The organism is Novosphingobium sp. PhB165, assembly GCF_004341845.1.
Classification (GTDB): Bacteria; Pseudomonadota; Alphaproteobacteria; order Sphingomonadales; family Sphingomonadaceae; genus Novosphingobium.
The window spans coordinates 561371-587685 of record NZ_SLVB01000001.1 but is presented as its reverse complement, the minus strand read 5'-3'; the positions used below and the strand labels follow the sequence as shown (position 1 = coordinate 587685).

The following is a 26315-nucleotide window of genomic DNA, read 5'->3' as shown; positions in this document are numbered from 1 at the left end:
GAAACCAAAATGGCCACCGCACCCGTGCTAAACCTGACCGCTACTGGCAAGATCAGCCAGATCATCGGCGCCGTCGTCGACGTCACCTTCGAAGGCGAACTGCCGGCGATCCTCACCGCGCTCGAGACCGAGAACAACGGCCAGAAGCTGGTTCTCGAAGTCGCGCAGCACCTCGGTGAAAACACCGTTCGCACCATCGCCATGGACGGCACCGATGGCCTGACCCGTGGTCAGCCCGTCGCCAACACCGGCAAGCAGATCTCGGTCCCCGTCGGCCCGAAGACCCTCGGCCGCATCATGAACGTCGTCGGCGACCCGATCGACGAGCGCGGTCCCGTCGGTTCGGACATGTTCTCGCCGATCCACGCCAAGGCTCCCGAATTCGTCGACCAGTCGACCGAAGCGGCGATCCTGGTTACCGGCATCAAGGTCATCGACCTTCTCGCCCCCTACGCAAAGGGCGGCAAGATCGGCCTGTTCGGCGGCGCCGGCGTCGGCAAGACGGTTCTCATCCAGGAACTGATCAACAACATCGCCAAGGGCCACGGCGGCGTGTCGGTCTTCGCGGGCGTCGGTGAACGCACCCGCGAAGGTAACGACCTCTACCACGAGTTCCTCGACGCCGGCGTTATCGCCAAGGACGCCGAAGGCAACGCCACCTCGGACGGTTCGAAGGTTGCTCTCGTGTTCGGCCAGATGAACGAACCGCCGGGCGCCCGCGCTCGCGTCGCTCTCTCGGGTCTGACCATGGCCGAGTACTTCCGCGACCAGGAAGGCCAGGACGTTCTGTTCTTCGTCGACAACATCTTCCGCTTCACCCAGGCGGGCGCGGAAGTGTCGGCTCTGCTGGGCCGTATCCCTTCGGCCGTGGGCTATCAGCCGACCCTGTCGACCGACATGGGCCAGCTGCAGGAACGCATCACCTCGACCACCAAGGGTTCGATCACCTCGGTCCAGGCGATCTACGTCCCCGCGGACGACCTTACCGACCCGGCACCGGCCGCATCGTTCGCGCACCTCGACGCAACGACCACGCTGAACCGCGCCATCTCGGAACTGGGCATCTACCCGGCCGTCGACCCGCTCGACTCGACCTCGCGCGTTCTTGAGCCCCGCGTCGTCGGAGCCGAGCACTACGAGACCGCCCGCAAGGTTCAGGAAACCCTGCAGAAGTACAAGTCGCTTCAGGACATCATCGCGATCCTGGGCATGGACGAGCTTTCGGAAGAAGATAAGCTCACCGTCGCCCGCGCACGCAAGATCCAGAAGTTCCTGTCGCAGCCGTTCCACGTTGCGGAAGTCTTCACCGGCATCTCGGGCAAGTTCGTCCAGCTGGAAGACACCGTGAAGTCGTTCAAGGCCGTCGTCGAAGGCGAATACGATCACCTTCCGGAAGCAGCCTTCTACATGGTCGGCGGCATCGAGGAAGTGGTCGCCAAGGCCAAGAAGCTGGCCGAAGAGGCGTAATCGATCATGGCTCTGCACTTCGAACTCGTCACGCCGGCCAAGCTCGTCCGCTCGGAAGACGTCCACATGGTGGTCGTCCCCGGCACCGAAGGCGAGTTCGGCGTGCTGGAGGGCCACGCGCCCTTCATGTCGACCGTCGCTGACGGCGCCCTCAAGGTCTATCGGGCCGAAGGCGCCATGCCGGAAGAGATCCGCATCACCGGCGGTTTCGCCGAAGTGGGCGAAAAGGGCCTGACCGTGCTCGCAGAGCACGTCGAGGGCTGATCGTCGACACCAGGCTCAACAAACTCTGCGATTCAAGGGGCGTCTCCGGGAAACCGGGGGCGCCCTTCGCTTTCAGGGCTCGCGCTTTTGAAGCACCTTTGGGCTTTGGTAACGCTTTCTTGACTATGATCCCCGCCAGCAGCGCGGGGGTTTTCGTTCATGAATGCTGAAACGACGGCGATGAAGGCACAGCGATCAACTGACGCCGCCCCATCGCTCCTCCACGCCGGCATAGCCCTGCCGACGGGATACCTTGCGCAATTCCTGCTGCTGTTGACGGTTGCGGCGCTGTTTCGTTTTCCGGTGTTCGGCGAATGGAACTACGATGTCGACGACCAGTTTTACGCGCTTGTCGGCCAACGCATGCTCGACGGCGCGACGCTCTATGTCGACATCTGGGATCGGAAAGGCCCCGTGCTTTACCTGATCTACGCAGCCGTGGCGCTGATTTCGCGGGGGCCGCTTGCCTGGCAATTGGCTGCGACGCTGTTCGCGGCTGCCGGAGCTTTCGGCATCACCAGAATCGCCGAACTGTGGACCTCTCCGCGCGGCGCACTCATGGCGGCTATCGGCTACCTCGCGATGCTAAATCGCTTCGAAGGCGCGACCGGGCAGGCACAAGTTTTCTACAACACCTTAATGATCGCGGCGGCATGGGCCATCGCCACACGCATCGACCTGCTGCGCGCAGGCCGGATCGATAAGAGACTCATTGCCGGGATGATCTGCGGCGGACTAGCGATCGCCACCAAGCAATCTGCTGCTTTCGAAAGCTTTTTCTTCGGCTTGTTCTGCGCTACGCTGCTGGCGACTAAAGGGCGCACAAAACCACTGCGCTTCGTCGCTCAAGTCGCATCGCTGGCGCTCTGCGGTGCACTTCCGATTTTGCTCACAGCGCTCTGGTACTGGCAAGCCGGCCATTTCGATGCGCTCTGGCACGCCCTGGTCACCTCAAATTTTACCCGCGCCTACGACACGTCCGGCGAACGGATACAACGACTGGCTGCGATGATCGGCCTACTGGGTTTCCCGATCGCTTTCGCGGCACTGACCTTGAGCACCTTACCGAGAACACGGACGACAAGACTGCTCATTGCGTTCCACGCTATGTGGTTCGCGGTCGCTTTCCTCGCCGTGGCGGCCTTTCCGAACATCTATTTGCATTATGCGCTGCCGCTACTGGCACCACTTTGCGTGTTGAGCGCCGGATTCTTCGATCGCCCGGGTCGCATTGCAGTCATCGGACTTGCAGCGCTGGTGGCAGTGAACTTGTTCTATTCGGGCGTCCTGGACCTGCCCGCACGGGCTAGGGCCCGCTTGGACATGCAGGCGTTCGAAGCCTATGTGCACGCGGTCACACCGTCTCGTCGCCTGCTTGTCTGGGGTAGCCCGAGTTTCCTTTACGCCCGTATCGGCGCTGCGCCACCGGACCCGCTCGCCTTTCCCCGCCACCTCTACGATGGCGCCGAGGCCGGAGCGAGCGGCACCGATGAAGTGGCGCTCGTGCACGATCTGCTCGCGGCCCGTCCCGAGACCGTAGTGGTTCAAGAAGACCTGCTCGCCTGGCCGCTAAATCAGGCCAATGTCCGTCAGGTCTCCGCTTACCTGCACAACTGCCGGACCGCCCGGGCATTCGCAATCGAAGATCATCGGGGGCCTGTAGCGCAGACCGTCTATAGCGGCTGCAGCAGTCACTGAGTCCGTTCAGCGTCGCCGTGCAGTTGGAGCATGGAAATCGGGAGGCTTAGCGGCCACCCAGCGCACGAAACGAGCGATGCCCGCGTTGGCGAGCAACACGGCAGGCTCTGAAGGGAGGCGTGCCAGTTCGGCATTACCAAACGTTGCATGAATTGCGCGGTGGCAGATCGGATGCAGCGGTACCGTGACCCGGCCGCCACGGCTGCGCGGCACGGGATGATGCCACTCGATCCGCCACCCGAGTGGGCGACCGCAGAGCCAGCAGGTTTCGTCCTTCTCCAACATCGTTTCGTCTCGCCCTGCTTACGCCGGTATGGGCATCGCGGCACCGCAACGCCCCTTAGGTCGGGATTAACCACCTTTGGCTAACCATTACCTCAGGATGACCAGCCAGACTCTTTCGGCCACCAGCGCCCTGCCCGCTCAATCCGGCCGCCCGATGCGGCATCGGGTACATATCTATAGAGGCTGGATAGGCGCAGCGCTCCTCATTCTGGCCTGCGCCCTGCCAATGCTATTTCTGCACACTCCGCCGATGGCGGACGTGCTCGGCCACATCGGCCGCTACTCGATCCAGACCGGCCTTCGCGACCATTCCTGGCTCAAGGCCTATTACGGTTTCGAGTGGAGAGTGATCGGCAACCTCGGCGCCGACTTGTTGGTGGAGGCGCTCCACCCGCTGCTCGGCGTGGAAGCCGCCGCTGCGCTTATTGCCGCACTCGTCCCAATACTGGCTGCGAGCGGGATTTTACTACTGTCCCGCCAGATCCACGGCCGTGTCACCGCCGCAAGCGTGCTGGCGCTATCTCTCATCTACGCGGTTCCGTTCACGTGGGGCTTCCTCAACTTCTCGCTTTCGATGGCGCTCGCGCTGCTGGCGTTCAACCTCTGGGTCTTTCTGGAGCGACGCGGACATCTACGGCCGCGCGCCTTGCTCTTTGTACCGCTTGGTCTTGCCATCTGGCTTTGCCATACGTTCGGCTGGGCACTGCTCGGCCTACTTTGCGGAGCGCGCAGCCTCACCCTTTCGCGGAAGAATGGCCGTAACTGGCCGCAGGCGTTGACGGACGCCGCTCTGAGCTGTCTCCCTCTATTGGCACCGCTGCTACCCATGGCATTGTGGCGCAACGATGCGGCAGCATCCGGCATTGCCGGATGGTTCAACCCGCTCGCCAAGGTCGCCTGGCTCATCGCGATGCTGCGGCTCGACCACGAATGGTTCGACAAGGTAAGCGCCGTTGCGCTGCTGCTCGTCGTCTACATCGGCATGCGCAGCCCCCGCGTGACCGCGGACCGGACGATGGCAACCGCTGCCCTGATCGCGTTCATCGCCTACCTACTACTGCCGATGCAGGTCTTCGGATCTCTCTATGCCGACATGCGGCTGGCGCCTTACGTGGTCATGCTGGCCCTACTTTCACTGCGAGACTACGACCGGCCACGGCGCATGCTCATGGCCTTTGCCCTGGCCTTTCTGGCGATGCGCCTTGCTCTCACCGGTTTCACCTATCACCAGCGCGAGCGCATGCTGGACGCGCAGATGGAGGCTCTTTCCGCCATTCCCGAAGGCGCTCGTCTGGCTACCCTCGTCCAGCGCTCCTGCGAATCGGATTGGGAGATGCCCTGGCTCACCCACGTCGGCAGCCTCGCTCTGGCCCGCAAACATCTGTTCGCCAACGATCAGTGGGCGTTTTCCGGCATGAACCTGCTCAGCGTCCACTACCCCGCCGCCGGTACCTTCGCGACCGATACTGCCGAGATCGTCTATCCCGAACGCTGCGAAGGCGATGGACCCACGCTGGCCAAATCGCTCGCCCACTTGCCCCTTGGCGCATTCACGCATGTGTGGGTGATCGGCGTTCCGCTTGAAGCGATTCCCCACCGCGAGGGGCTCACTCTTATCTGGAAACGCGCCGATGCAGCGGTCTTCGCGGTGACAGCGGGTCATGAGCCTCATGGCCCCGGCATTAGGAAGTTATCAAAGTTTCAACCTTAATCCTCTGCATATTCGCACAGGTTCGCGGGCAACCGCGCAACCGGAGCGCTGGAAAGGTTTATGGAAGCATGACGGCATTCGGGCGGCGTAACGGCATGGGAGGGATGAGCCAGGGAGCGCGTCCCGCGTTCGGCGTGGCCAAGCCGCTCAAGAGCGGCGTCGGTGAGAAGCCTCCGGTTTCGGGCGGCCCGGGCGGCGAGCAGTTCCCGCCGGTTGCCAGCATGGATGCGCCCTCTTCCGGCCCGCAGAACTCGCGCGAGGACGCAATGTCGCGCCTCGCCGATCGCGCCAATTCAGTTCACTCGGGCGAATCCGAGCAGGACGGCTTCGAAGCCTCGATCCACAAGATCAAGGAACAGGTCCTTCCTCGCCTGCTGGAACGCGTCGACCCCGAAGCGGCCGCCACGCTGACCAAGGACGAACTGTCCGAGGAATTCCGCCCGATCATCATCGAGGTGCTGGCCGAGCTGAAGATCACCTTCAACCGCCGCGAACAGTTCGCGCTGGAGAAGGTGCTGATCGACGAACTGCTCGGCTTCGGCCCTCTGGAAGAGCTGCTGAACGACCCCGACATTTCGGACATCATGGTCAACGGCCCGAACCAGACCTACATCGAAAAGAAGGGCCGCCTCCAGCTCGCGAACACCAAGTTCCGCGACGAGCAGCACTTGTTCCAGATCGCCCAGCGCATCGTCAACCAGGTCGGCCGCCGCGTCGACCAGACCACGCCGCTGGCCGACGCCCGCCTCAAGGACGGCAGCCGCGTCAACGTCATCGTGCCGCCACTGTCGCTACGCGGCACCGCGATCTCGATTCGTAAGTTCTCCGAGAAGCCGATCACCATCGACATGCTCAAGGACTTCGGTTCGATGAGCGAGAAGATGGCCACCGCACTCAAGATCGCCGGCGCCTGCCGCATGAACGTCGTGATCTCGGGCGGTACCGGCTCGGGCAAGACGACGATGCTCAACGCGCTCTCGAAGATGATCGATCCGGGCGAGCGCGTGCTGACCATCGAGGACGCCGCCGAACTCCGCCTCCAGCAGCCGCACTGGCTGCCGCTAGAAACCCGCCCGCCGAACTTGGAAGGGCAAGGCGCGATCACCATTGGCGACCTTGTGAAGAACGCCCTGCGTATGCGCCCGGACCGCATCATCCTGGGCGAAATCCGCGGCGCCGAGTGTTTCGACCTGCTCGCCGCCATGAACACCGGCCACGACGGTTCCATGTGCACGCTCCACGCCAACAGCCCGCGCGAGTGCCTTGGCCGTATGGAGAACATGATCCTGATGGGCGACATCAAGATCCCCAAGGAAGCCATCAGCCGCCAGATCGCCGAGTCGGTAGACATCATCGTGCAGGTGAAGCGCTTGCGCGACGGTTCGCGCCGCACTACCAACATCACCGAAGTGATCGGCATGGAAGGCGACGTGATCGTCACCCAGGAACTCTTCAAGTTCGAGTATCTGGACGAGACCGACGACGGCAAGATCATCGGCGAATTCCGCCCCTCGGGCCTGCGTCCCTACACGTTGGAAAAGGCCCGCCAGTTCGGATTCGATCAGGCCTATCTGGAAGCCTGCCTCTGACGCGAGTGCCCTCACCGTTTCGCACCCGGTTGACACGAAACCGGGTGCGAAACGGTGTAACCTTGCCTCGCCCCTAGCGCCCGACCATGCCGAACGATCCAACTGGGCGAGATAGGCCAGAAGCGCGGAATTGTCGGCCTTTCGCTCGGTCGCGACATGGCGGCCACGGTACATCCGCACCTTGAGCAGACCGAACAGCGCGCGTTGTGCCCGCTCTTCGGCTGTGACCTTCCACTTTCGCGACCTGTCACCTTGCGCGGACCTGTCACCTTGTGGGCGCACACCCGTCACTTTGTCCCACGCGGCGGCGAAACTGCCCGCGCCCGGCTTGCGGCGTAGCCGATAGGCCGTCTCGCGCGCCATCCCGACGCGCCGCGCGGCCTCCACGACCGAACCCGTCTCCGCCAAGGCACCAAGAAAGCGCGCCTGACGGTCCGGCGTCCAACCATCGGCACGCGCCCGCACGGGTACGGGAGCAAATGCGGGAACCCGGATGTGACGGGGCTTGTTGCGGGGCAGATTGCGCTTCATCCGCGAGGTTAGGCCATAGCGCGTTGATGTAGGAAAGCCCTCGATCTTCAAATCTCGATCGAGAACCAGCGCGGCGAGAAACCTGCCGTCCACGCGGCGATTGAGACCGGCAGGATCTGCACCCTCTCTCCTTGCCGGTTCGCTCTCGCACCCCGCTCATCCTGAGCCTGTCGAAGGATGGGAGACCTCGCGTCACGCCGCCAAGGGCTTCGACAAGCTCAGCCTGAGCGGATTGGAAAGTGGATAGGGAGAACAGGTGGCGTTGAGTCGAAAGCCAAAATCGTCGGATGCGGTGGCGACTTCAAAGCCACTTTCGGCGGGCGCTTATTCCAATGGAGAGAAAATCGAATTTGCCGGTCAGCCTGTTGTGGCGTTTTAGCGGGCACAAACTGGTTCCAATCGGGTTTGCCGTCTAGCGCCCGAACCAGTCCTTCGCGGAAATCCCGAGCAGCAGCACCGCCCCCATCAGCGCAATGAAGAACACCGTCGTCCAGGGCATGAAGCCCACGCGGTCAAGGTCGCGGCGCTTCATGCGGCGGAGGTCGCCGATCCAGGCGATCGCCGCCACCACGACGCAGACCCCGCCCGCCGCTGCCATGATAAGGTCGGTATCGTTCATTCCCCGCCCTTGCCTCCTTGCGCCGGGAAGATAAAGCCCGCCGGGTGAACGTTTCCTCCGCCCCGTCGCCATCCCGCCCACCCGCAAGCAGGCGTCCGGACCGTCCGCTGCTGGCCATCGGGCTGCGCCTCATGGCCATGACCATGCTCTCGACCATGTTCATGCTGATCAAGCTTGCCGGAAGCAGGGGCGTTTCGGCGCCGGAAATGGTGTTCTGGCGGCAGGCCATGGCGGTTCCGCTGATGGCGGGCTGGCTGTTGGCGACAGGACGGCTCGGCATGCTGAAGACCGGCCGCCTGCGCAATCATGCGATGCGGGCGACCACCGGGACGCTGGGCCTCGTCTGCAATGTCACGGCGGCCATGCTGCTGCCGCTGCCCGTGGGCACGACGCTGGGCTTCACGGCGCCGCTCTTCGCGGTGCTGATCACGGCCCTTGTCATGCGTGAGCATGTCGGCCGCTGGCGTTGGACCGCCGTGGTGCTGGGCTTTATCGGCGTGTTGCTGATTACCCGGCCGGGGGAACAGGCGGTCCCGCTGGCGGGCCTCGCCGCCGGGCTGGGTGCGGGCGTGATCGTCGCCGTGGTCAGTTTCCAGATCCGCGACCTTGCCCGCACCGAGGAGCCGATTGCCTGCGTGTTCTGGTTCTCTTTCTTCGGCGCGCTCTTCGCCGCCGTGCTCCTGCCGTTCTATGGCCAGTCGCACCCGCCGCAAGTCTGGCTGCTGTTGGTGGCCGTGGGCCTGGCCGGGACACTGGCGCAATTGCTCATCACCGCCGCCCTGCGTTACGGCGCCGTCGCGACCGTGGTGGTCATGGACTACAGCGCGCTGATCTGGGCGACGCTTTACGAGCGCACGATCTTCGGATCGCTGCCGCCCGCATCGATCTGGCTTGGCGCGCCGCTGATCGTTGCGGCGGGCCTCATCATCACCTGGCGCGAACATACACTGGCCAAGCGTATCTCGCCGACATCCGCGCTGGATGAAGGGGCGACCGAAGAAAGCCTTGGCGAGGCGGGGCCGGCAATCGAAACCTCCGCGCCCGCCCTTCAGCGAACCTAGGGAACCTGCTCGCGGGCTGGACGTTGCCTTTAGCGATCCCGGTAAAACATGCCGGACGGATGCTCGAAAGGAACGAGAAATGCTCAAGAAATTCGTGCTCGCCCTGATGGTCGGCGGTATCGTCGTCTCGGCTTCGGCTTGCAACACGGTCAAGGGCGCCGGCAAGGACGTCCAATCGGTCGGTCAGGCCGGCGAAGACGCCATTCACAAGTAAGCAGACCAGCCGCGCACGCCGAAAGTAGGCCGGAGCGCTTCGGCCGAGCGCCGAAGCGCGGGCTCTCCCCTCTTTCGCTGCCTTGCGTGATCGCCTAGCGGTCGCCGATCGAAAGGGCCAATCCGGGGCCTTTCGCTGACAAGGATAGCGAAAAGATGATCAGGAAGCTTGTCCTGGCCGCCGCTGCGGCGGGCCTCGTGCTCGGTGCGGCTGCCTGCAACACCGTGCGCGGCGTGGGACAGGACATCGAATCCGCGGCGAATGCGGTCGACCGCGCGACGTGAGGCATCACGGCCTGCCCCAGCGCCACAGGCGCCGGCAGGCCGCAATTTCCTGTTCTGTCAGGCGTCGGTGATGTGGTTGGTCACCATGGCCCGCGCACGCTGCCAGAGCACGCCCCGGCTCACCACGACCATTCCCAGCACCAGACCGAGCATCGCATCGGTCAGCAGCAGCGCCGTGGCAGCAGGATGGCTCGCGCCGATGGCCATGCCGCCCGGGAGAAGGAGGCGGCGCACGATGAAAACGCCGCAGATCAGAACCAGCGCGAGCGGTGACTGACGCACCATCACGCGCGCATCGTCGCCCTCGCCTTCGACATGCAGGCGCATCAGGCGCGAACGCTGCATGCCGATGGCGCCGCCGATCGTGGCGCCGGCAGCAAGGCTCAGCCAGCCAAGGCCACTCGGCGGCAAGGCAAACAGCGCGAAGCAGACCAGTGCCGTAATGATCAGCGGCAGTATCCAGAGCAGGGGAAGCCGGAGCGGACGCGCCTTTTCAAGGTTGCGGAACCGCCAGAGCATCAGCCCGGCAAAGACCAGCAGCGGCAACCATGCCGCCATTCCACGTCCAGCTTCCCCCATAGACTTCAGCTACCCCCGAACTCGCTCAGCGAAGGCGTACCCGGCTCACCCAGGTGCCCCTGCCACACGAGCACTGGCTTACGCGCCGCAAGCGTTTCGTCAAGTCGGCGGCGCGGGGCAAAATGCGGAGCGCTGTGAAGGCTTTGATCGCCATCCTTGGCACGCTGGGCAAGGCTGCGCAGCGAACCGATGAAGCGGTCAAGCCCGGCCTTGCTTTCCGTCTCGGTCGGCTCGACGAGCATCGCGCCCTTGACCACCAGCGGGAAGTAGACCGTCATCGGGTGGAAGCCCTCGTCGATCAGGCCCTTGGCGATGTCGAGCGTGGAGAAGCCCTCGGCCAGACCGGCGTCGCTGAACAGCGCCTCGTGCATGCACGGGCCGCTCTTGGCGAAGGGGGCGGGCAGCAGGTCCTCGCACGAACGCAGGACGTAGTTGGCGTTGAGCACCGCGTCCTCGGCCACCTGACGCAGACCGTCCGCGCCGTGGCTGAGGATGTAGGTCAGCGCGCGGGTGAACATGCCCATCTGGCCGTGGAAGGCGACCATGCGGCCGAACGCCTGTGCATGACCCTCGCCCGCGTTCTCTTCCTCGACGAGGTGGACGGTGCCGTCCGCGCTGCGGGTGACGAAGGGCAGCGGCGCGAAGGGTGCCAGTGCTTCGGAGAGCACGACCGGACCGGCACCGGGACCGCCGCCGCCGTGGGGCGTCGAGAAGGTCTTGTGCAGGTTGATGTGCATGGCATCGACGCCGAGGTCGCCGGGGCGGACCTTGCCGACGATGGCGTTGAAGTTCGCGCCGTCGCAGTAGACGTAGCCGCCGGCCGCGTGAACCGCGTCACCGATCGCCTTCATCTCCGGCTCGAACAGGCCGCAGGTGTTGGGATTGGTGATCATCACGCCTGCGACGTTCGGCCCGAGCTTGGCCTTGAGCGCATCGAGATCGACGCGGCCTTCCGGGGTCGCCGGGATCGACTGGACCTTGAAGCCCGCGAAAGCGGCGGTTGCCGGGTTGGTGCCGTGGGCGCTCTCGGGCACCAGCACGACATCGCGCTTCTCACCGCGCGCGTCGAGCGCGGCGCGGATGCAGAGCAGGCCGCACAGCTCGCCGTGCGCACCGGCCTTGGGGCTCATCGCCACCGAAGCCATGCCGGTGAGCGTGATCAGCCAGTCGGCCAGTTGCTCGATCACTTCCAGCGCACCCTCTACCGACTTCTGCGGCTGGAGCGGGTGGACGTCGGCGAAGCCCGGCAGACGGGCCATCTTCTCGTTCAGGCGCGGGTTGTGCTTCATCGTGCAAGAACCGAGTGGGAACGGCCCGAGGTCGATCGCGTAGTTCTGGCGCGAGAGGCGCGTGTAGTGGCGCACCGTCTCCGGCTCGGTCAGGCCCGGCAGAGCCGGAGCGGCCTTGCGCAGGAACTTCGACAGACCTGCCGCCGCCGGACGTGCCGGAGTGTCGAGATCGACGCCGCACTTCTCGGAAGAGCCGAGTTCGAAGCTCAGGGCTTCTTCCAGCATCAGGCCGTAATCGCCTGAAGAGGTTACGAACTTTTCGCCCGCTTCACCGGTTTCGCCCATGCTGGGACGCCAGCCGCTTGCGTTTACCGCGTTCATGCCAGCACTCCTTCAAGCTCACGGGCAAAGGTTTCGATATCCTCGTCGGTGACGGTTTCCGTCGCCGTTACGAGCAGGCCGTTGTGCAGTTCGCCTGCCTGGGGGAACAGGCGGCCGAGCGAGACGCCGCCCAGCACCTTGCGGTCGGCCAGTTCGCGAACGACCTCGCGCGCGTCGCGCGGGAGGACCAGCGTGACTTCGTTGAAGTACGCGTCGTTCAGCAGCTTCACGCCCGGAACCTTGGTGATCCGTTCGACCAGCGCCTGCGTGCGGTCATGGTTCACGGCAGCGAGACGGGACAGGCCTTCACCGCCCAGAAGGGTCAGGTGAATGCTGAAAGCCAGCGCGCAAAGACCTGAATTCGTGCAGATATTGCTCGTGGCCTTCTCGCGGCGGATGTGCTGCTCACGGGTCGAGAGCGTCAGCACGAAACCGCGCTTGCCTTCGGCGTCCACGGTCTGGCCGCAGAGGCGGCCCGGCATCTGGCGCACGAACTTCTCGCGGCAGCCGAACAGGCCGAGGTAGGGACCGCCGAACTGGAGGCCGACGCCCAGCGACTGGCCCTCACCTACGACGATGTCCGCGCCCAGCTCACCCGGCGCCTCGATCATGCCGAGCGCAACCGGCTCGGTGACGACCGCCACCAGCAGCGCGCCCTTGGCATGCGCGGCTTCGGCAATCGCGGCCAGATCGGGGATGCGGCCGAGGATGTCGGGATACTGGACAACGACGCAGGAAGTCTTGTCGTCGATCGCCGCGATCACGGCCGCGTCATCGGCTTCAGCCACCAGTTCCGCCTTCAGCGAGACGATATCGTCCTCGGTGAACTTGGCGAGCGTGCGCACCACTTCGGCGTAGTGCGGGTGCAGGCCGCCCGAAAGCACGGCGCGGCCCTTGCGGGTGACGCGCGCGGCCATCAAGATCGCTTCCCAGCACGCTGTCGAGCCGTCGTACATCGAGGCATTGGCGATATCGGTGCCGAACAGGCGCGCGACCTGGGTCTGGAACTCGAACAGCACCTGCAACGTGCCCTGCGCGATTTCCGGCTGGTAGGGCGTGTAGGCGGTGAGGAACTCGCCGCGCTGGATCAGGTGATCGACCGAGGCCGGAACATGGTGGCGATAGGCACCGGCGCCGAGGAAGAACGGCACCAAACCGGCGCTCAGGTTCTTCGCGGCAAGCGCGGACATGTGCCGTTCGACGGCCATTTCGCTGGCATGGGCGGGAAGGCCCGCGATGGGACCGGAAAGCCGCGCCTCGGCGGGAACGTCGACGAAGAGATCGTCAACGCTGGCGGCGCCGATGACGCCGAGCATCTCGGCCCGGTCGGCGGGAGTCAGGGGAAGGTAGCGCATGGGGTTTCCTGCTTCGTTATCCTCCCCGGCACGGGGAGGTGGCAGCCTGAAAGGCTGACGGAGGGGATTGGCGGCCTGACGCAAACGTCACGGCCGGGGGCGAATCCCCTCCACCGTCCTGCGGACGGTCCCCCTCCCCGTATCGGGGAGGACAGGGCGTCAGAGGCTGTCGACATAATCCTTGTACGCCGCCTCATCCATGAGGCCCGAAAGCTCCGAGGCATCGGAGAGCGTGATACGGAACAGCCAGCCGCCCACTTCGGCGTCGGTGTTGACCAGTTCCGGCTCGTCGCCGAGCGCGGCGTTCACTTCGGCGATGGTGCCCGAAACCGGGGTGTAGACGTCCGAAGCGGCCTTCACCGAGTCCACTACGGCAACGGAATCGCCCTTGCCGAACGTCGCGCCGGCTTCAGGCAGGTCCACGAAGGTGATGTCGCCGAGCTGGCCCTGTGCGTAGTCGGTGATGCCCACGGTGCCGAGGTCGCCTTCGACTTCGAGCCATTCGTGTTCCTGGGAGAAATAACGGGTCATGGGATGTCCTTTGCTAGGAGGATTGGTCCTCAGCGGTGATAGCGATTGGGGACGAAGGGCATCGCCGCGACCGTGGCGTCGAGCTTCTTGCCCCGAATTTCGATGGAAAGCGCAGTGCCGTCAGCAGCAAGCGCCGCATCGACGTAGGCCATGGCGATCGGGTGCTGCAACGAAGGCGAGAAACCGCCCGAAGTTACAACGCCAACTTCCTGTTCTCCATGGAAAACCTTGGCGCCCTCGCGGGCGGCCTGACGGCCTTCCAGCTTGAGGCCGATGCGCTTCTGCGCGGTGCCCTCGGCAAAGTCGCGCTGGACGCGCTCAGCGCCGGGGAAGCCGCCTTCAAGGCGGCGGCGCTTGTTGATGCCGAAAGCAAGGCCGGCCTCGACCGGGCCACGATCGGGATCCATGTCGTGACCGTAAAGCGGCAGGCCCGCTTCGAGGCGCAGCGAGTCACGCGCGCCAAGGCCGATCGGCTTCACTTCCGGCTGGCTGAGCAGCAGGTCGGCCACTTCGGCAGCAGAATCGCCGGGGATCGAAATCTCGAAACCATCCTCGCCGGTGTAGCCCGAGCGGCTGATCCAGGCGTCGACGCCGCCCAGCGTGAAGCGGCCGCCCTTCATGAAGGTCAGCGCGGAGAGCGGATATTCACCCTCGGCCACGCGTTCGAGCGCGGCAAAGGCCTTGGGGCCCTGAAGCGCCAGCAGCGCGCGGTCGTCGAGGTGGTTCAGCGTGACGTCGTCCGGCAGATACTCGCGCAGAGTGCCGATATCGTCCCACTTGGTGGCGCCGTTCACGACGAGATAGAAGCCGCCCGGCCAGCGCGCGACCATGAGGTCGTCGAGAATGCCGCCGTTTTCGTCCAGCAGCAGCGAGTAGCGCACCGCGCCCAGCTTCAGGGTCGAAAGATCGATGGGCAGGGCCGCTTCGAGCGCGGGCTCGACATCGGTCTGCGCGCCCTCTTCGCCCGAAACGAGCAGCTGGCCCATGTGGCTGACGTCGAACAGACCGGCGTTCTCGCGGGTCCAGAGGTGCTCGGCCATGATGCCTTCATATTGAACGGGCATCATGTAACCGGCGAATTCGACCATGCGGCCGCCGCGATCGCGGTGCCAGCTATCCAGCGGCAACAGCATCGGTGCGAGTTCTTCGGGTTCCTGATCGGAATCGGAAATCGGGTATTCGCTCAAGACATGACTCCGCACAGTTCGGTACACCATTCCAGGTGCCCCCTCTGTCACGGAAACCTGAGAGCTTCCCCCAGAGGGCCCGAAACGGACCATACCGGAGTTACACCGTCGGCGGCCTCACCCTTTTGGGATGAGACACTTTCCAGAGTCTCGCTATCGACGCTGCGCGGTCCTTTTGCCTGAGAGATTCCGGGGCGGTTGCTCCTTCGGCGCCTGCCTTCTCCGCATGTGCGAATCGGCAGGTCTCTCCCGCGCTGTCAGCGATGCCTTGACCCTTGGTTGAGAGGTGCGTTTGTGTCAACGCCGGTTGCGCTGCACTGCAGTACTATTTCCCCCGAGATGCATGCGGGCGCCGGCCCCTTCTTCTCGTCATTGCGAGCGTAGCGAAGCAATCCAGGACAGTCTTGAGCCGCTCTGGATTGCTTCGCTACGCTCGCAATGACGAAAGGAGGGGGGCTGGACGGCGGGAGAGCGCAAGCGACGCCCCTCAATCCCCTGCCCGGCGCAGCGCGCGCATCATCGCTTCATGTTCGTGAATGAAGCGGCCACGCGTCTTCTCGGCACTCAGCGCGAAAATCACATCGGCAAGGCGGCGGACCGAGATCGAGCGGAATTTGGAGAACCTACCGCGGAGCACGATGGCGTCGGCCACCGGGTTGAGCACTTGCGCCATGCTCTCCAGCGGGCGGCTTTCGGCGCGGTGGCCGCGCAAGAGGCCGGGCCGCAGGATGTCTAGCCGGCGGAAGCCCAGCTTGTGGACGGCATCCTCGATGTCACCCTTTGTGCGCAAGTAAAGGTTGCGGCTCGCCCGGTCGGCGCCGACCGAAGAGACCAGGATCATATGCTCGATGCCGGACGCGCGCGCGGCCTTGGCGACTTCCAGCACGAGATCGTAATCGACGGCGCGAAAGGCCTCGTCGCTGCCCGCAGCCTTGCGCGTGGTGCCAAGCGCGCAGACCAGCACCTGCGCGCGCGCGGCGGCGATCAGCGGCGGCCAGTCGGCGGTATCTCCCACAAGGATTTCCAGCCGGGCACCCTGCGGCAGCGGCACCTCGCGCCGGGCCACGCCGATCACGCGAAGATCGCTCCGCCCCAGGCTGCCCGCGATCACGGCCTGCCCGACCATGCCGCTCGCACCGACGAGGCAGAGGCGCCGGGCTCCTTGCGGAGCCGAGCCAGCATCAGACATTGCGCAACCCTTCGGGCGTGACGCCATAAATCTGCGCATGGCAGGCGATGGCGTAACGGTCCGTCATGCCGGCGATATAGTCGGCGATATGACGGCTGCGCTCGGGCTCGTGGCGCGGCAAGCCGTCGATCCAGCTTTCCTCCATCAGCACCGGCTCCTGCGAATAGGCCGCATAGAGTTCCGCGATCAGCGCGCGGGCACGGCGCGCGGTTTCCAGCTGTTCGGGGTGGTAATAGAGCTTCTCGTACATGAAGCGCTTGAAGGCCCGCTCGCCTTCCTCGACTTCGGGCGAGAACGTGACAAGCTGGCGTCCGGCGGTGCGCACGTCGTGCACGCTCTCGATGCCGATCAGGTTGGCCTTGGTCTGCGCGACGAGGTCGTTGACCATGAAGCCGATTTGGCTGCGGATCAGTTCGGCAAGCTGGCGATTGAGCGGAACCCCCGGGAAGCGGCGCTCCACCTCGCGCCAGCGGTCCACCACGAAAGGATGCGCGAGCAGTTCCTCGAGATCGAGGAAGCCCGCGCGCAGGCCGTCGTCAATATCGTGGTTGTCATAGGCGATGTCGTCCGAGAGCGCGGCGACTTGTGCTTCGAGCGAGGCGTAGGAGCCCAGTTCGAGATTGTAGTCCTGATCGAGCCCGGCAAGCGCCCAGTTCGGGGTCAGCACCGGGCCGTTGTGCTTGGCCAGCCCCTCCAGCATCTCCCATGTCAGGTTGAGCCCGTCATGCTCGCAATAGGGGCTTTCGATCCGCATGAGCGTGCGGAGGCAATTGGCGTTGTGATCGAAGCCGCCGGCCTTGTGGAGTGCGGCGTCCAGCGCTTCCTCTCCGGCATGGCCGAAGGGCGGATGGCCGATATCGTGCGCGAGCGCGAGGCCTTCGGTCAGGTCCTCGTCGAGGCCGAGGATGCGAGCGATGACGCGCGCGACTTGCGCGACTTCAAGGCTGTGGGTCAGGCGGACGCGGTAATGGTCGCCATCCGGCGCGATGAAGACCTGCGTCTTGTAGCGCAGGCGGCGGAAGGCGATCGAATGGACGATGCGGTCGCGATCGCGCTGGTAGGCACTGCGCGGACCGCGCGCGACGCCGTCCTCGATCGGATATTCGCGTCCGCGCGTGCGCGCCGGATCGGATGCGTAAGGAGCGAGGGTCAAGCGGTGATCTTTCCCGAACTAGGAATTTCTTGCCGCCCCCTAGAGCATTTTCAGGGCCGCTGGAAACACCTGACTTGGAAGGACTTCAATGTGCAAGCCCCGACTTGCACAAGGCAGCCGAAGTGGTGGTGACGAGAATGACCTTGCTATCGTCCACACCCTTGACCGCGTGGATCCAGGCGCCGAGCGTCGGCTTGTCACCCTCCAGCTTCTGAAGCTTCACCAACTGGAACAGGGTGAGGCGCTTCATCATCCGCTTGGTCATGCAGGACGCCACGCGATCGGACATGCCATTCGCCACCAGCGCAGCGTGCAGGCGCCAACCCGCATAGAAATGCGCGCCCACGAAAAGCACCGCGGCAAGGCCGACGAGCAACAGGATTCGCTTGAGAAACCGGGTCATCGCGCCGCTATAAGCCCTCGGCCTCAGTCCGCCAGAGCCTTGACGATATCCTCGACCATCTTCTTGGCGTCGGCCAGTAGCATCATGGTCTGGTCCATGTAGAACACGTCATTGTCGACACCCGCATAGCCCTGCCCGCCCATTGAGCGCTTGATGAAGAAGATGGTCTTGGCCTTCTCCACGTCGAACACCGGCATGCCGTAGATCGGCGAGGACTTGTCCGTCCGCGCGGCGGGGTTCACCACGTCGTTGGCGCCGATGATGAAAGCGACGTCGCACTGGGCGAACTCGCCGTTGATATCCTCAAGCTCGAAGACTTCGTCATAGGGGACATTGGCTTCGGCCAGCAGCACGTTCATGTGGCCGGGCATGCGACCGGCGACCGGATGGATCGCGTATTTCACGCTGACGCCGTGCTTTTTGAGCTGGTCCGCCATTTCGCGCACCACGTGCTGGGCCTGCGCCACCGCCATGCCGTAACCCGGGATGATGATGACGTTCTCCGCCTCTTTCATCAGGAAAGCCGCGTCTTCGGCCGAGCCGCGCTTCCACGGACGGTCGGTCTGCGCTGCACCGCCTCCTGCGCCGGCTTCGGCGCCGAAGCCGCCGGCGATCACCGAGATGAAGCTGCGGTTCATCGCCTTGCACATGATGTAGCTGAGGATCGCGCCCGACGAACCCACCAGCGCGCCGGTCACGATCATCGCCGTATTGTGCAGCGTGAAGCCCATCGCCGCCGCCGCCCAACCCGAATAGGAGTTGAGCATCGAGACGACGACCGGCATGTCCGCCCCGCCGATGGGGATGATCAGCAGGAATCCGATCGCGAAGGACAGCCCGACGATGCCCCAGAACATCGGGTTTTCGCCGGGGCCCGCCTGCCCGGAATGAGCGAACAGCGCGGTCAGCGCGAGGATCACGACCAGCGTGCCGAGGTTGATCACATGGCGCGCGGGCAGCAGGATCGGCGCGCCTGACATATTGCCGTTGAGCTTGGCAAAAGCGATTACCGAGCCCGAGAACGTGATCGCGCCGATCGCCGCGCCCAGGGCCATCTCGATGCGACTGACGGAGAGGATATTGCCGTCGGCTCCGAGAATTCCGAAAGCCTCCGGATTGAGAAACGCCGCGACTGCGACCAGCACTGCTGCAAGACCGACCAGCGAGTGGAACGCGGCAACGAGCTGCGGCATCGCTGTCATCTGGATCTTGCGCGCGATCACGAAGCCGATGCCGCCGCCGATGGCTATGGCCGCCACGATCTCGGGCAGGCTGGCGATCTGGTGGGTCAGCAGCGTGGTCGCCACGGCAATCGCCATGCCGATCATGCCATAGCGGTTGCCCCTGCGGCTGGTCGCCGGCGAGGACAGCCCGCGCAGCGCGAGGATGAAGCAGATACCCGCGACAAGGTAGGCCACCGCCACCCAGGGGTTCACCGCGTGGGCTGACATCAAGGCTTGCTCCCCTCACCCTTCGCGGGTTTGTCCTTTTTCTTGTACATCGCCAGCATGCGCTCGGTGACGGCGAAGCCGCCGAAGATGTTGACGCTTGCCAGCACCACCGCGCCGAGGCCCAGCCACTTGGCCAGCGGCGACCCTGCGGCAGCGCTCGCCACCAGCGCGCCGACGACGATCACCGAGGAAATCGCGTTGGTCACCGCCATCAGCGGCGTGTGCAATGCCGGGGTCACCGACCAGACGACGTAGTAGCCCACGAAACAGGCCAGTACGAAGATCGAGAGGATCGATACGAAATCCATGCCCTTACTTGTCCTCCCCGGCACGGGGAGGGGGACCGTCCGCAGGACGGTGGAGGGGATTCTCGGCCCACGCGACAATCGCGGCAGCGGCGCCTGCCGCATCCGCCAAAACCCGTGAAGCCGATACCCTCAGAACCCTGAACCCGTTTTCCTTGATGAAACGATCCCGCCCGGCATCCCTTTGCGGGCGACCCGACATATCATGCACGATGCCGTCAACCTCGACGACAAGCCTTATCGAAAGGCAGCAGAAGTCCGCGATATACGACCCGATCGGATGCTGGCGGCGGAACTTCAATCCTCCCGGTCGCTGTCGCAGTTCCTGCCACAAGGCGATTTCGGGCTTGCTCATACTGCGACGTAAATCGCGCGCCCGGCTTACTGCGGGACGTGGCGTAAACCGCGAATCCCCTCCACCGCGCTGCGCGCGGTCCCCCTCCCCGTTCCGGGGAGGACAGGGCCGCGCGACACTCAACCCACCAGCCTCTCGTTCACCACCTTGCCGCCTTGCGTCAGACGGATCGCATTGCCGATTTCCTCGTCAAGCACGGGCCTGCCCTGCTCCTTGTCCCAGAAGGCCGAAACAAAGTTGAACAGGTTACGCGAAAAGAGCGCCGAAGCGTCGGCCGGAAGGTGCGCCGGCGTATTTGAATAGCCGACGATCCTGACCCCGTGCCGCACGACCACCTGATCGGCAACCGACCCTTCCACATTGCCGCCCTGCGGCGCGGCGAGGTCGAAGATCACGCTGCCGGGCTTCATCGTCGTGATCTGCGCATCGGTGATGAGTCGCGGAGCCTCGCGCCCCGGGATCAGCGCGGTGGTGATGACGATATCCTGTTTGGCGAGGTGACCGGAAACCAGTTCGGCTTGCGCCTTGCGGTATTCCTCGCTCATTTCGGAAGCGTAGCCGCCCGAGCCCTCGCCCTCGATGCCCGCGACGTTCTCGACGAAGATCGGCTTGGCACCGAGCGAGAGGATCTGCTCCTTCGTGGCTGAGCGCACGTCCGTTGCCGAAACTTGCGCGCCGAGGCGGCGGGCCGTGGCGATGGCCTGAAGCCCCGCGACGCCCACGCCCATGACGAAGCACTTCGCCGCGCTCACGGTGCCGGCGGCGGTCATCATCATCGGAAAGGCGCGGCCATAGAGATTGGCGGCGACCAGAACGGCCTTGTAACCCGCAAGGTTCGACTGCGAAGAAAGGATGTCCATCGACTGCGCGCGGGTGATGCGCGGCATGAATTCCATCGCGAGCGCTTCCAGCCCCGCCGCCGCATAAGCGGAGACGCGGGCCCGTCCGCCCTTTTCGCCCGCTCCGAACGGGTCGAGCCCGGCGACCACCCAGGCCCCCGGCGTCACGCCCGACAGCAGCGCCGGATCGGGGCCTTGCACGCCGAACACGATGTCCGCGCCCGCCAGCACCTCGGCAGCCGGGCCGACTTCGGCCCCGGCCGCCGCATAGTCCGCATCGGAAATGCTGGCTGCCAGCCCCGCGCCGCTCTCCACCGCGACGGCCGCGCCCAGCGCGATCAGCTTCTTCACGGTCTCCGGCGTTGCCGAGACCCGCGTTTCACCCGCCGCCCGCTCTTTCAGGACGGCGAAGCGCGTGGTGCCCGCCACTGGCGGTCAGGACGCGATGATGGCGACGACGACGGCGACGATGATGACGATGGCGCCAGTGCTCCAGGTCGCGGCCTTGATAAAGGTGTTGTAGGTTTCGGTCGCCGCCTTGATGTCCGTGCCGGATGTCATCGGATCAAATCCCCTGCTGTAATTTCGACGTGATTATTTTGAATAATTGCCAATGATCTAACCGTGTCAGGTCTGCGGCTCAAGTGCCAAGCCTAACGACCGGGACGCTATTGGCGCCGTTATCGTATCGTCTCGGCGATTGGCATGCGGAATTGCCATTTTTCGCCGCGGACGGCACACGGGGCACAGGCTTAAGTCCGTATTTACTGGTTTGCCCTAAGCCTCAGTCACCACAAATGCGAGGCGAATGACGGGCGTGAATATGGCGGAACCGGAACAGCGCCTCCTGATGCTGATCGACGACGAGCCTGCGCAGAGCCGTCTGATCTCGGCGCTCGCCGCGCGGGAGGGTTGGCGAACGCTGATTGCGCGCGATCCCGAAACCGCGATTGCCACGCTCGGCACCCGTCAGGGCATGCAGCTTTCGGCCATTATCCTCGACCAATGGGTGCCCGGCGAAGACGCTTGCGCGCTGATTGCCGAGCTGAAATCGCGCCGCCCGGCGCTGCCGATTCTGATGCTCACCGCCAATACTTCACCGCTACTCGCGGTGGAGGCGATGCGCGCGGGGGCGACCGATTATCTCGTCAAACCGATCGCGCCGGACCGGCTGATGCACGCGCTGCGCTCCGCCACCACGCGCGAGGCCCCGCGCGACGAACTGGCGCCGCTGACCGAGAAAATGCCCTCCAACCCCGATTTCGAATCGATGATCGGGGCCTCTCCCAACTTCCGCAAGGCACTCGCCGTGGCTGCCAAGGCCGCGCGCGGGCATGGGCACGTGCTGGTCGAGGGCGAGAGCGGCACCGGCAAGGAAGTGTTGATCCGCGCCATGCACGCCGCCAGCCCGCGTTCGCGCGGAGCACTGCGCTTGGTCAACATTACCGGCCTTGCCGCCAATTCGATCGAATCCAACCTGTTCGGCCATGAGAAAGGCGCCTTCCCCGGCGCTTTCGAGCAGCAGATCGGCGCGTTGCAGCATTGCGACGGCGCCACCTTGGCGCTCGACGAGATCGACCAGTTGCCGCTGAGCGTGCAGGAGCGTTTGCTCGAATCGATCCGCAAGAGCGACGTGCGCCCGATTGGTGCGCGCCATTCGTTCCGCATCGACGTGCGCATCATCGCTGCCAGCAACATGCCGTTGCAGGACCTTGTCGATATCGGCGAGTTCCTGCCCGAACTGTACGAAGCGCTTTCGCCCACCAAGGTCGATTTGCCGCCGCTCCGCGAGCGGACCGGTGACATTCCCGCGCTCTCCCGCTTCTTCCTTGCGCGCATCGGCGAGCAGCCGGGCCTGCGGGAACTGGGCATCACCGACGGCGCGCTCTCGCTGCTGGCCGCATACGACTGGCCGGGCAACGTGCGCCAGCTGCAGGCCGTGCTGTTCCGCGCTGCGGTGTTCTGCGATGGCGATGCGCTGACTTCGGACGATTTCCCGCAGCTTCTGAATATCCTCGGGTCTGGCCCCGCAACCGTTGCCGGCAATCCGCGACAGGAAAGCTCGGGCGTGATGCTCTATACCGCCGACGGTCACTTGCGGCCGCTGGAAGAGATCGAGGCGGACGTCATCCGCCTGGCCATCGGGCTCTACCGGGGTCGCATGACCGAAGTGGCGCGGCGGCTCGGCATCGGCCGTTCCACGCTCTATCGCAAGCTGGGCGAACTCGGCATCGACAACGCCGCCTGACAATAGGCGACCCCGGAGCCGGGGCTCCGGGGTCGCCGCCCCTTGCGGGGCTGCCCCCAAACGGTGGCTGGCTACCGGCGCTTACAGGCTTTCGAGATAGACCTGCGGCACGCGGTAACCGCGCTTGCTCATGTACTTCACGTACTTGCCGCGTTCCTGGAAAAGCTCGCTGGCATATTCGCTATACGCGTCGCGCTGATCCTCGATATCGGTGGCGTGGCGCAGATCGCTGGCGAGTTCCTTGCGCGTCTCGGTGACGTTGATGCGGTAGTCGTACCACTTGCTGTTGAGGATGCCGCCAATCGGGCTTTCGATGATCCGGGCTTCCTCGCCGCGCGCGACTTCGTGTTCGTACATCGTCGGTACGGCCAGTGCGGCGCCGGCCGGCACCGCGGCCATGACACTGACCGCGGCACGAAACAGAATGGTCTTGTTCATGGGATATCTCCCTTTCGCTTTGGGGTGCGAGAGAACGGGCCTCACACCTTTCGGTCGGTTCGGGGGAGTAACGAACCGAACGGCGATTTTCGTCAGGACTGTGGGACGAACCGGGCAGCGCTCCGGACGATCCGAAACGGCGTCAGATCATGCGTTTACGTGTCGACACATGGCCGGGCGCCGTTCATCGGCGAGCAAGGCTATCCGCAGCGCAGGTCATTGGGGCAGTTGCGCGAAGTCCGTCAGCGCCGCATCGCGCAGGCCCCGCCAGACGTGGACCGCCTGCACCGTCTCGTGCACGTCGTGGACGCGCAGGATGTGCGCTCCGGCATCCATCGCCTTTATCGCCAGCAGCAGCGAGCCGCCAAGACGGTCATGCGCGGCCGCCTCGTTGGACAGCGCGCCGATCATGCGCTTGCGGCTGGCGCCGACGTAGAGCGGATGGCCCAGCGCGTGGAAGATCGCCAGCCCGTTCATCAGCATGAGGTTCTCGGCCACCGTCTTGCCGAAGCCGACACCGGGATCGAGCAGGATGTTTTCCGCCCGCACGCCCGCCGCCAGCGCCTCGTCCCGGCGCTGTTCCAGCCAGTCGTAAACGTCGAGCACGACATCGGCATAGTCGCCGTTGGAATGGAGGTCGTCCGCCTTGCCCGGCGCGTGCATCAGCACCACCGGCGCGCCTGAGGCCGCTGCAAGGCCAAGGCTGCGTGGATCGTAGCGCAAGGCTGAAACGTCGTTGATGATGTGCGCGCCGGCGGCCAGCGTCGCTTCCATCACGGCGGGGCGGCGCGTGTCGATGCTGATCGCCGCGCCCATCGCCGCGAGTTGCCCGACCATCGGCACCACGCGCTTGATCTCGTCCCCTTCCCACACCGCGCCCGCGCCGGGACGGGTGGATTCGCCGCCCACGTCGATCATCGCCGCGCCCGCTTCCAGCATGGCGGCGGCGTGTTCCCACGCGACGTCCGGCTTGTCGAGGAACGAGCCTCCGTCGGAGAAGCTGTCCGGCGTCATGTTGAGGATGCCCGCGACTTGCGGCTGTTCGAGCCGGATCGTGCGGGTACCGCACTGGAGCGGGGCGTGGACCTTGCGCAAATTCGCCCACTGGACTTCGGCCATGGCCGCAAGGTCGCCGGGCAAGGCCGCGAGCGCGCCGGGCACTTCGGCCGCGCCCAGCCGCTGGCGCGAGATCACTTTGCCGTTCTCACGCAGGATCAGCGCAAAGCGGCTGGCCCAGACCAGCGAACCGGCGAGACGGACGGCCTCGCCCTCCTCGCTCTGCGGGCTCTGGGCGAAGGCGATCGGCTGGAGGTAGATCTTGCGAGTCATGGGCGGGCCCTTAGCGGTTGCGCGGGCCACGCAGAACAGGTTTTGAGGGCCAGCCCGCCATTGGGCCCATCACCTCTCGCTAAACCTCGCGCCTCCGCATACCCGTCATCCTGAACTTGTTTCAGGATCCATCGGGCAGAGGAGGCCGAAGCGTTGCGAATTTCGAGCCGACCTGTCGGCTTGCTGACCACCCCCGACGCAGGCCGAGGGATGGATCCTGAAACAAGTTCAGGATGACGGAAGGAGGAAAGTCAGGTGTTCCCCAGGCCCCGATCAGGGCTCGGTCGCGAGGATGTACAGCTGGCGGATCGCATCGATCGGCTTGACCTGGCCTTCGTGCTCAAGGTGCCAGAACGTCCAGCCATTGCACGAAGGCGCGCCCTGGAGTTCCTTGCCGAGGCCGTGGATGGAGCCGATCGCCTTGTCCTCCGCCACCAGCGAACCATCGGCGCGCACGACGGCGCGGAAGCGGTTCTTCTTGTCCGAGACCACCGTGCCGGGAGCAATCCAGCCGGTCTCGATCAGCGTGCCGAACGCCACCTTGGGCGCGGTGCGCTTCGACTGCATGGTCTTGAGCGCGCTTTCGTCGAGAGGCAGCGCCATTTCGATGCGTTCCATCGCGGCATCGCGATAATCACCCTCACGCTCGCAGCCGATCCACTCGCGGCCGAGGCGCTTGGCGACAGCGCCGGTGGTGCCGGTGCCGAAGAACGGGTCGAGCACGACGTCGCCCGCATTGGTGGTCGCCAGCATCACGCGGTAGAGCAGTGCTTCGGGCTTCTGCGTCGGATGCACCTTGCGGCCGCCCTTCTTCAGACGCTCGGCGCCGTTGCAGATCGGCAGGACCCAGTCCGAACGCATCTGCAGTTCGTCATTGAGCGTCTTCATCGCGCGGTAGTTGAAGGTGTACTTCGACTTTTCGCCCATCGAGGCCCAGATCAGCGTCTCATGCGCGTTGGTGAAGCGAGTGCCCTTGAAGTTCGGCATCGGGTTGGCCTTGCGCCATACGATGTCGTTCAGGATCCAGAACCCCATGTCCTGCATGATCGCGCCGAGGCGGAAGATGTTGTGGTACGAACCGATCACCCACAGCGAGCCCTCGGGCTTGAGCACGCGGCGGGCCTCGGTCAGCCAGTCACGGGTGAACTGGTCGTAGACGGCGAAGCTGGAGAACTTGTCCCAGTCATTGGTGACAGCGTCCACATGGCTGCCATCCGGACGCGAAAGGTCGCCGCCGAGCTGGAGATTGTACGGCGGGTCGGCGAAGACCATGTCGACGCTGGCGTCGGGAATGGTGCGCATCGCCTCGATGCAGTCGCCCGGGATGATCTGGCCGAGGGGCAGCAGTTCCTTCGGCGTCGGCGCGGGTGCGCGAGCGCGGATCTTCTGCTTGACGAGTAGCTGGCCCATGTTTGCTCCGGGGTATTGAACTGTGGATTGACCCCCTAGTGAGTCTTTCGAGAGTCAGCGTCAAGGCGCGACTCGTGGGATTCCCTTGTGATTCACGTGTTCAGCAGAGAGGAACAAAACGAATCCGACACAAGATGTCGAGTCATATGCGAATCGCATGACTCAACATCTTGGGTTTCGCGACTCGCAGGAGTCGTCAGGAATTTTTTA

27 protein-coding genes and 2 riboswitches are annotated in these 26315 nt (G+C 64.7%); of the genes, 9 read left to right on the top strand and 18 right to left on the bottom strand.

Annotated features, from left to right (window positions below):
• Positions 1-9 precede the first annotated feature (9 nt).
• The 3 genes from atpD (at position 10) to EDF56_RS02850 (ending at position 3429) form a co-directional block, all read left to right on the top strand.
• A complete protein-coding gene (gene atpD / locus EDF56_RS02860) occupies positions 10-1467 on the top strand; it encodes a F0F1 ATP synthase subunit beta (protein ID WP_132385206.1) in 1458 nt (485 codons plus the stop codon).
• Between the two features lie 6 nt (positions 1468-1473).
• A complete protein-coding gene (locus EDF56_RS02855; protein WP_132385205.1) occupies positions 1474-1731 on the top strand; it encodes an ATP synthase F1 subunit epsilon in 258 nt (85 codons plus the stop codon).
• Positions 1732-1890: 159 nt separating this feature from the next.
• Complete coding sequence (locus EDF56_RS02850; protein ID WP_132385204.1) at positions 1891-3429, top strand: hypothetical protein; 1539 nt, start codon at positions 1891-1893, stop codon at positions 3427-3429.
• Positions 3430-3435: 6 nt separating this feature from the next.
• On the opposite strand, the gene EDF56_RS26305 is transcribed toward EDF56_RS02850, so the two are convergent.
• Positions 3436-3714, bottom strand: a complete 279-nt coding sequence (locus EDF56_RS26305) for an HNH endonuclease (protein ID WP_132385203.1) — start codon at positions 3712-3714, stop codon at positions 3436-3438.
• Positions 3715-3811: 97 nt separating this feature from the next.
• Here EDF56_RS26305 and EDF56_RS02840 point away from each other — a divergent pair, with 97 nt between their 5' ends.
• Both EDF56_RS02840 and EDF56_RS02835 read left to right on the top strand, forming a co-directional pair.
• A complete protein-coding gene (locus EDF56_RS02840) occupies positions 3812-5425 on the top strand; it encodes a hypothetical protein (RefSeq protein WP_132385202.1) in 1614 nt (537 codons plus the stop codon).
• 68 nt (positions 5426-5493) lie between these two features.
• The gene (locus EDF56_RS02835) at positions 5494-7014 is read left to right on the top strand and encodes a CpaF family protein (RefSeq protein ID WP_132385201.1); all 1521 of its coding nucleotides are present in this window, start codon (positions 5494-5496) and stop codon (positions 7012-7014) included.
• Between the two features lie 943 nt (positions 7015-7957).
• Here EDF56_RS02835 and EDF56_RS02830 read toward each other — a convergent pair.
• The gene (locus EDF56_RS02830; protein ID WP_132385200.1) at positions 7958-8164 is read right to left on the bottom strand and encodes a hypothetical protein; all 207 of its coding nucleotides are present in this window, start codon (positions 8162-8164) and stop codon (positions 7958-7960) included.
• A 44-nt stretch (positions 8165-8208) separates the two neighbouring features.
• On the opposite strand from EDF56_RS02830, the gene EDF56_RS02825 reads away from it, so the two are divergent.
• The 3 genes from EDF56_RS02825 to EDF56_RS02815 all read left to right on the top strand — a co-directional run bounded on the left by EDF56_RS02825 (position 8209) and on the right by EDF56_RS02815 (position 9723).
• Positions 8209-9225 (top strand): DMT family transporter, encoded by a 1017-nt coding sequence (locus EDF56_RS02825; protein WP_243652350.1) that lies wholly within the window; start codon positions 8209-8211, stop codon positions 9223-9225.
• Positions 9226-9304: 79 nt separating this feature from the next.
• Positions 9305-9439 carry an entericidin A/B family lipoprotein gene (locus tag EDF56_RS02820; protein ID WP_132385199.1) on the top strand — a complete coding sequence of 45 codons (135 nt, stop codon included), beginning with the start codon at positions 9305-9307 and terminating at the stop codon, positions 9437-9439.
• Positions 9440-9594: 155 nt separating this feature from the next.
• The gene (locus EDF56_RS02815; protein WP_132385198.1) at positions 9595-9723 is read left to right on the top strand and encodes an entericidin A/B family lipoprotein; all 129 of its coding nucleotides are present in this window, start codon (positions 9595-9597) and stop codon (positions 9721-9723) included.
• Between the two features lie 57 nt (positions 9724-9780).
• On the opposite strand, the gene EDF56_RS02810 is transcribed toward EDF56_RS02815, so the two are convergent.
• The 13 genes from EDF56_RS02810 to EDF56_RS02750 form a co-directional block, all read right to left on the bottom strand.
• Positions 9781-10281, bottom strand: coding sequence for a CcdC protein domain-containing protein (locus tag EDF56_RS02810; protein ID WP_243652349.1), 501 nt, complete (start codon positions 10279-10281; stop codon positions 9781-9783).
• Positions 10282-10307: 26 nt separating this feature from the next.
• The gene (gene gcvPB, locus EDF56_RS02805; RefSeq protein ID WP_132385196.1) at positions 10308-11912 is read right to left on the bottom strand and encodes an aminomethyl-transferring glycine dehydrogenase subunit GcvPB; all 1605 of its coding nucleotides are present in this window, start codon (positions 11910-11912) and stop codon (positions 10308-10310) included.
• On the bottom strand, positions 11909-13267 hold the full coding sequence (gene gcvPA, locus EDF56_RS02800) for an aminomethyl-transferring glycine dehydrogenase subunit GcvPA (RefSeq protein ID WP_132385195.1): 1359 nt from the start codon (positions 13265-13267) through the stop codon (positions 11909-11911). Before gcvPA ends, gcvPB begins: the two co-directional genes overlap by 4 nt.
• A 159-nt stretch (positions 13268-13426) precedes the next feature.
• Positions 13427-13798, bottom strand: coding sequence for a glycine cleavage system protein GcvH (gene gcvH, locus EDF56_RS02795; protein WP_132385194.1), 372 nt, complete (start codon positions 13796-13798; stop codon positions 13427-13429).
• Positions 13799-13827: 29 nt separating this feature from the next.
• Complete coding sequence (gene gcvT, locus EDF56_RS02790) at positions 13828-14931, bottom strand: glycine cleavage system aminomethyltransferase GcvT (RefSeq protein ID WP_243652410.1); 1104 nt, start codon at positions 14929-14931, stop codon at positions 13828-13830.
• Positions 14932-15019: 88 nt separating this feature from the next.
• A riboswitch (glycine riboswitch) is annotated at positions 15020-15141 on the bottom strand.
• 1 nt (position 15142) lies between these two features.
• Positions 15143-15247, bottom strand: a riboswitch (glycine riboswitch).
• A 225-nt stretch (positions 15248-15472) separates the two neighbouring features.
• Positions 15473-16174 carry an NAD(P)H-binding protein gene (locus EDF56_RS02785; protein WP_132385192.1) on the bottom strand — a complete coding sequence of 234 codons (702 nt, stop codon included), beginning with the start codon at positions 16172-16174 and terminating at the stop codon, positions 15473-15475.
• Positions 16167-17327 carry a deoxyguanosinetriphosphate triphosphohydrolase gene (locus tag EDF56_RS02780; protein ID WP_132385191.1) on the bottom strand — a complete coding sequence of 387 codons (1161 nt, stop codon included), beginning with the start codon at positions 17325-17327 and terminating at the stop codon, positions 16167-16169. Before EDF56_RS02780 ends, EDF56_RS02785 begins: the two co-directional genes overlap by 8 nt.
• A gap of 85 nt (positions 17328-17412) precedes the next feature.
• On the bottom strand, positions 17413-17730 hold the full coding sequence (locus EDF56_RS02775; RefSeq protein WP_132385190.1) for a hypothetical protein: 318 nt from the start codon (positions 17728-17730) through the stop codon (positions 17413-17415).
• 23 nt (positions 17731-17753) lie between these two features.
• Entirely contained in the window at positions 17754-19181 is a 1428-nt protein-coding gene (locus tag EDF56_RS02770) for an NAD(P)(+) transhydrogenase (Re/Si-specific) subunit beta (protein WP_132385189.1), read from the bottom strand.
• Positions 19181-19489: an NAD(P) transhydrogenase subunit alpha gene (locus tag EDF56_RS02765; protein WP_132385188.1), complete on the bottom strand. Its 309-nt coding sequence runs from the start codon at positions 19487-19489 to the stop codon at positions 19181-19183. Before EDF56_RS02765 ends, EDF56_RS02770 begins: the two co-directional genes overlap by 1 nt.
• A gap of 4 nt (positions 19490-19493) precedes the next feature.
• Positions 19494-19841 (bottom strand): endonuclease domain-containing protein, encoded by a 348-nt coding sequence (locus EDF56_RS02760; protein ID WP_243652348.1) that lies wholly within the window; start codon positions 19839-19841, stop codon positions 19494-19496.
• Positions 19842-19960: 119 nt separating this feature from the next.
• Positions 19961-21109: an NAD(P) transhydrogenase subunit alpha gene (locus tag EDF56_RS02755; RefSeq protein ID WP_132385186.1), complete on the bottom strand. Its 1149-nt coding sequence runs from the start codon at positions 21107-21109 to the stop codon at positions 19961-19963.
• Positions 21110-21115: 6 nt separating this feature from the next.
• Positions 21116-21241 carry an aa3-type cytochrome c oxidase subunit IV gene (locus EDF56_RS02750; protein WP_132385185.1) on the bottom strand — a complete coding sequence of 42 codons (126 nt, stop codon included), beginning with the start codon at positions 21239-21241 and terminating at the stop codon, positions 21116-21118.
• A gap of 262 nt (positions 21242-21503) precedes the next feature.
• On the opposite strand from EDF56_RS02750, the gene EDF56_RS02745 reads away from it, so the two are divergent.
• Positions 21504-22928 (top strand): sigma-54 dependent transcriptional regulator, encoded by a 1425-nt coding sequence (locus EDF56_RS02745; RefSeq protein WP_132385752.1) that lies wholly within the window; start codon positions 21504-21506, stop codon positions 22926-22928.
• 81 nt (positions 22929-23009) lie between these two features.
• Here EDF56_RS02745 and EDF56_RS02740 read toward each other — a convergent pair whose 3' ends face one another.
• The 3 genes from EDF56_RS02740 to EDF56_RS02730 form a co-directional block, all read right to left on the bottom strand.
• Complete coding sequence (locus EDF56_RS02740; RefSeq protein WP_132385184.1) at positions 23010-23366, bottom strand: hypothetical protein; 357 nt, start codon at positions 23364-23366, stop codon at positions 23010-23012.
• 216 nt (positions 23367-23582) lie between these two features.
• Positions 23583-24695: a dihydropteroate synthase gene (folP, locus tag EDF56_RS02735; RefSeq protein ID WP_132385183.1), complete on the bottom strand. Its 1113-nt coding sequence runs from the start codon at positions 24693-24695 to the stop codon at positions 23583-23585.
• Between the two features lie 273 nt (positions 24696-24968).
• Positions 24969-26105, bottom strand: coding sequence for a site-specific DNA-methyltransferase (locus EDF56_RS02730; RefSeq protein WP_132385182.1), 1137 nt, complete (start codon positions 26103-26105; stop codon positions 24969-24971).
• Between the last annotated feature and the right edge of the window lie 210 nt (positions 26106-26315).

What these genes read in the sequence shown, in the direction of transcription:
- atpD (WP_132385206.1), top strand. Translation starts at nt 10, where the DNA reads ATGGCCACCGCACCCGTGCTAAACCTGACCGCTACTGGCAAGATCAGC.
- EDF56_RS02855 (WP_132385205.1), top strand. Translation starts at nt 1,474, where the DNA reads ATGGCTCTGCACTTCGAACTCGTCACGCCGGCCAAGCTCGTCCGCTCG.
- EDF56_RS02850 (WP_132385204.1), top strand. Translation starts at nt 1,891, where the DNA reads ATGAATGCTGAAACGACGGCGATGAAGGCACAGCGATCAACTGACGCC.
- EDF56_RS26305 (WP_132385203.1), bottom strand. Translation starts at nt 3,714, where the DNA reads ATGTTGGAGAAGGACGAAACCTGCTGGCTCTGCGGTCGCCCACTCGGG.
- EDF56_RS02840 (WP_132385202.1), top strand. Translation starts at nt 3,812, where the DNA reads ATGACCAGCCAGACTCTTTCGGCCACCAGCGCCCTGCCCGCTCAATCC.
- EDF56_RS02835 (WP_132385201.1), top strand. Translation starts at nt 5,494, where the DNA reads ATGACGGCATTCGGGCGGCGTAACGGCATGGGAGGGATGAGCCAGGGA.
- EDF56_RS02830 (WP_132385200.1), bottom strand. Translation starts at nt 8,164, where the DNA reads ATGAACGATACCGACCTTATCATGGCAGCGGCGGGCGGGGTCTGCGTC.
- EDF56_RS02820 (WP_132385199.1), top strand. Translation starts at nt 9,305, where the DNA reads ATGCTCAAGAAATTCGTGCTCGCCCTGATGGTCGGCGGTATCGTCGTC.
- EDF56_RS02815 (WP_132385198.1), top strand. Translation starts at nt 9,595, where the DNA reads ATGATCAGGAAGCTTGTCCTGGCCGCCGCTGCGGCGGGCCTCGTGCTC.
- EDF56_RS02810 (WP_243652349.1), bottom strand. Translation starts at nt 10,281, where the DNA reads ATGGCGGCATGGTTGCCGCTGCTGGTCTTTGCCGGGCTGATGCTCTGG.
- gcvPB (WP_132385196.1), bottom strand. Translation starts at nt 11,912, where the DNA reads ATGAACGCGGTAAACGCAAGCGGCTGGCGTCCCAGCATGGGCGAAACC.
- gcvPA (WP_132385195.1), bottom strand. Translation starts at nt 13,267, where the DNA reads ATGCGCTACCTTCCCCTGACTCCCGCCGACCGGGCCGAGATGCTCGGC.
- gcvH (WP_132385194.1), bottom strand. Translation starts at nt 13,798, where the DNA reads ATGACCCGTTATTTCTCCCAGGAACACGAATGGCTCGAAGTCGAAGGC.
- gcvT (WP_243652410.1), bottom strand. Translation starts at nt 14,931, where the DNA reads ATGCTGTTGCCGCTGGATAGCTGGCACCGCGATCGCGGCGGCCGCATG.
- EDF56_RS02785 (WP_132385192.1), bottom strand. Translation starts at nt 16,174, where the DNA reads ATGTCTGATGCTGGCTCGGCTCCGCAAGGAGCCCGGCGCCTCTGCCTC.
- EDF56_RS02775 (WP_132385190.1), bottom strand. Translation starts at nt 17,730, where the DNA reads ATGACCCGGTTTCTCAAGCGAATCCTGTTGCTCGTCGGCCTTGCCGCG.
- EDF56_RS02770 (WP_132385189.1), bottom strand. Translation starts at nt 19,181, where the DNA reads ATGTCAGCCCACGCGGTGAACCCCTGGGTGGCGGTGGCCTACCTTGTC.
- EDF56_RS02765 (WP_132385188.1), bottom strand. Translation starts at nt 19,489, where the DNA reads ATGGATTTCGTATCGATCCTCTCGATCTTCGTACTGGCCTGTTTCGTG.
- EDF56_RS02760 (WP_243652348.1), bottom strand. Translation starts at nt 19,841, where the DNA reads ATGAGCAAGCCCGAAATCGCCTTGTGGCAGGAACTGCGACAGCGACCG.
- EDF56_RS02750 (WP_132385185.1), bottom strand. Translation starts at nt 21,241, where the DNA reads ATGACATCCGGCACGGACATCAAGGCGGCGACCGAAACCTACAACACC.
- EDF56_RS02745 (WP_132385752.1), top strand. Translation starts at nt 21,504, where the DNA reads ATGGCGGAACCGGAACAGCGCCTCCTGATGCTGATCGACGACGAGCCT.
- EDF56_RS02740 (WP_132385184.1), bottom strand. Translation starts at nt 23,366, where the DNA reads ATGAACAAGACCATTCTGTTTCGTGCCGCGGTCAGTGTCATGGCCGCG.
- folP (WP_132385183.1), bottom strand. Translation starts at nt 24,695, where the DNA reads ATGACTCGCAAGATCTACCTCCAGCCGATCGCCTTCGCCCAGAGCCCG.
- EDF56_RS02730 (WP_132385182.1), bottom strand. Translation starts at nt 26,105, where the DNA reads ATGGGCCAGCTACTCGTCAAGCAGAAGATCCGCGCTCGCGCACCCGCG.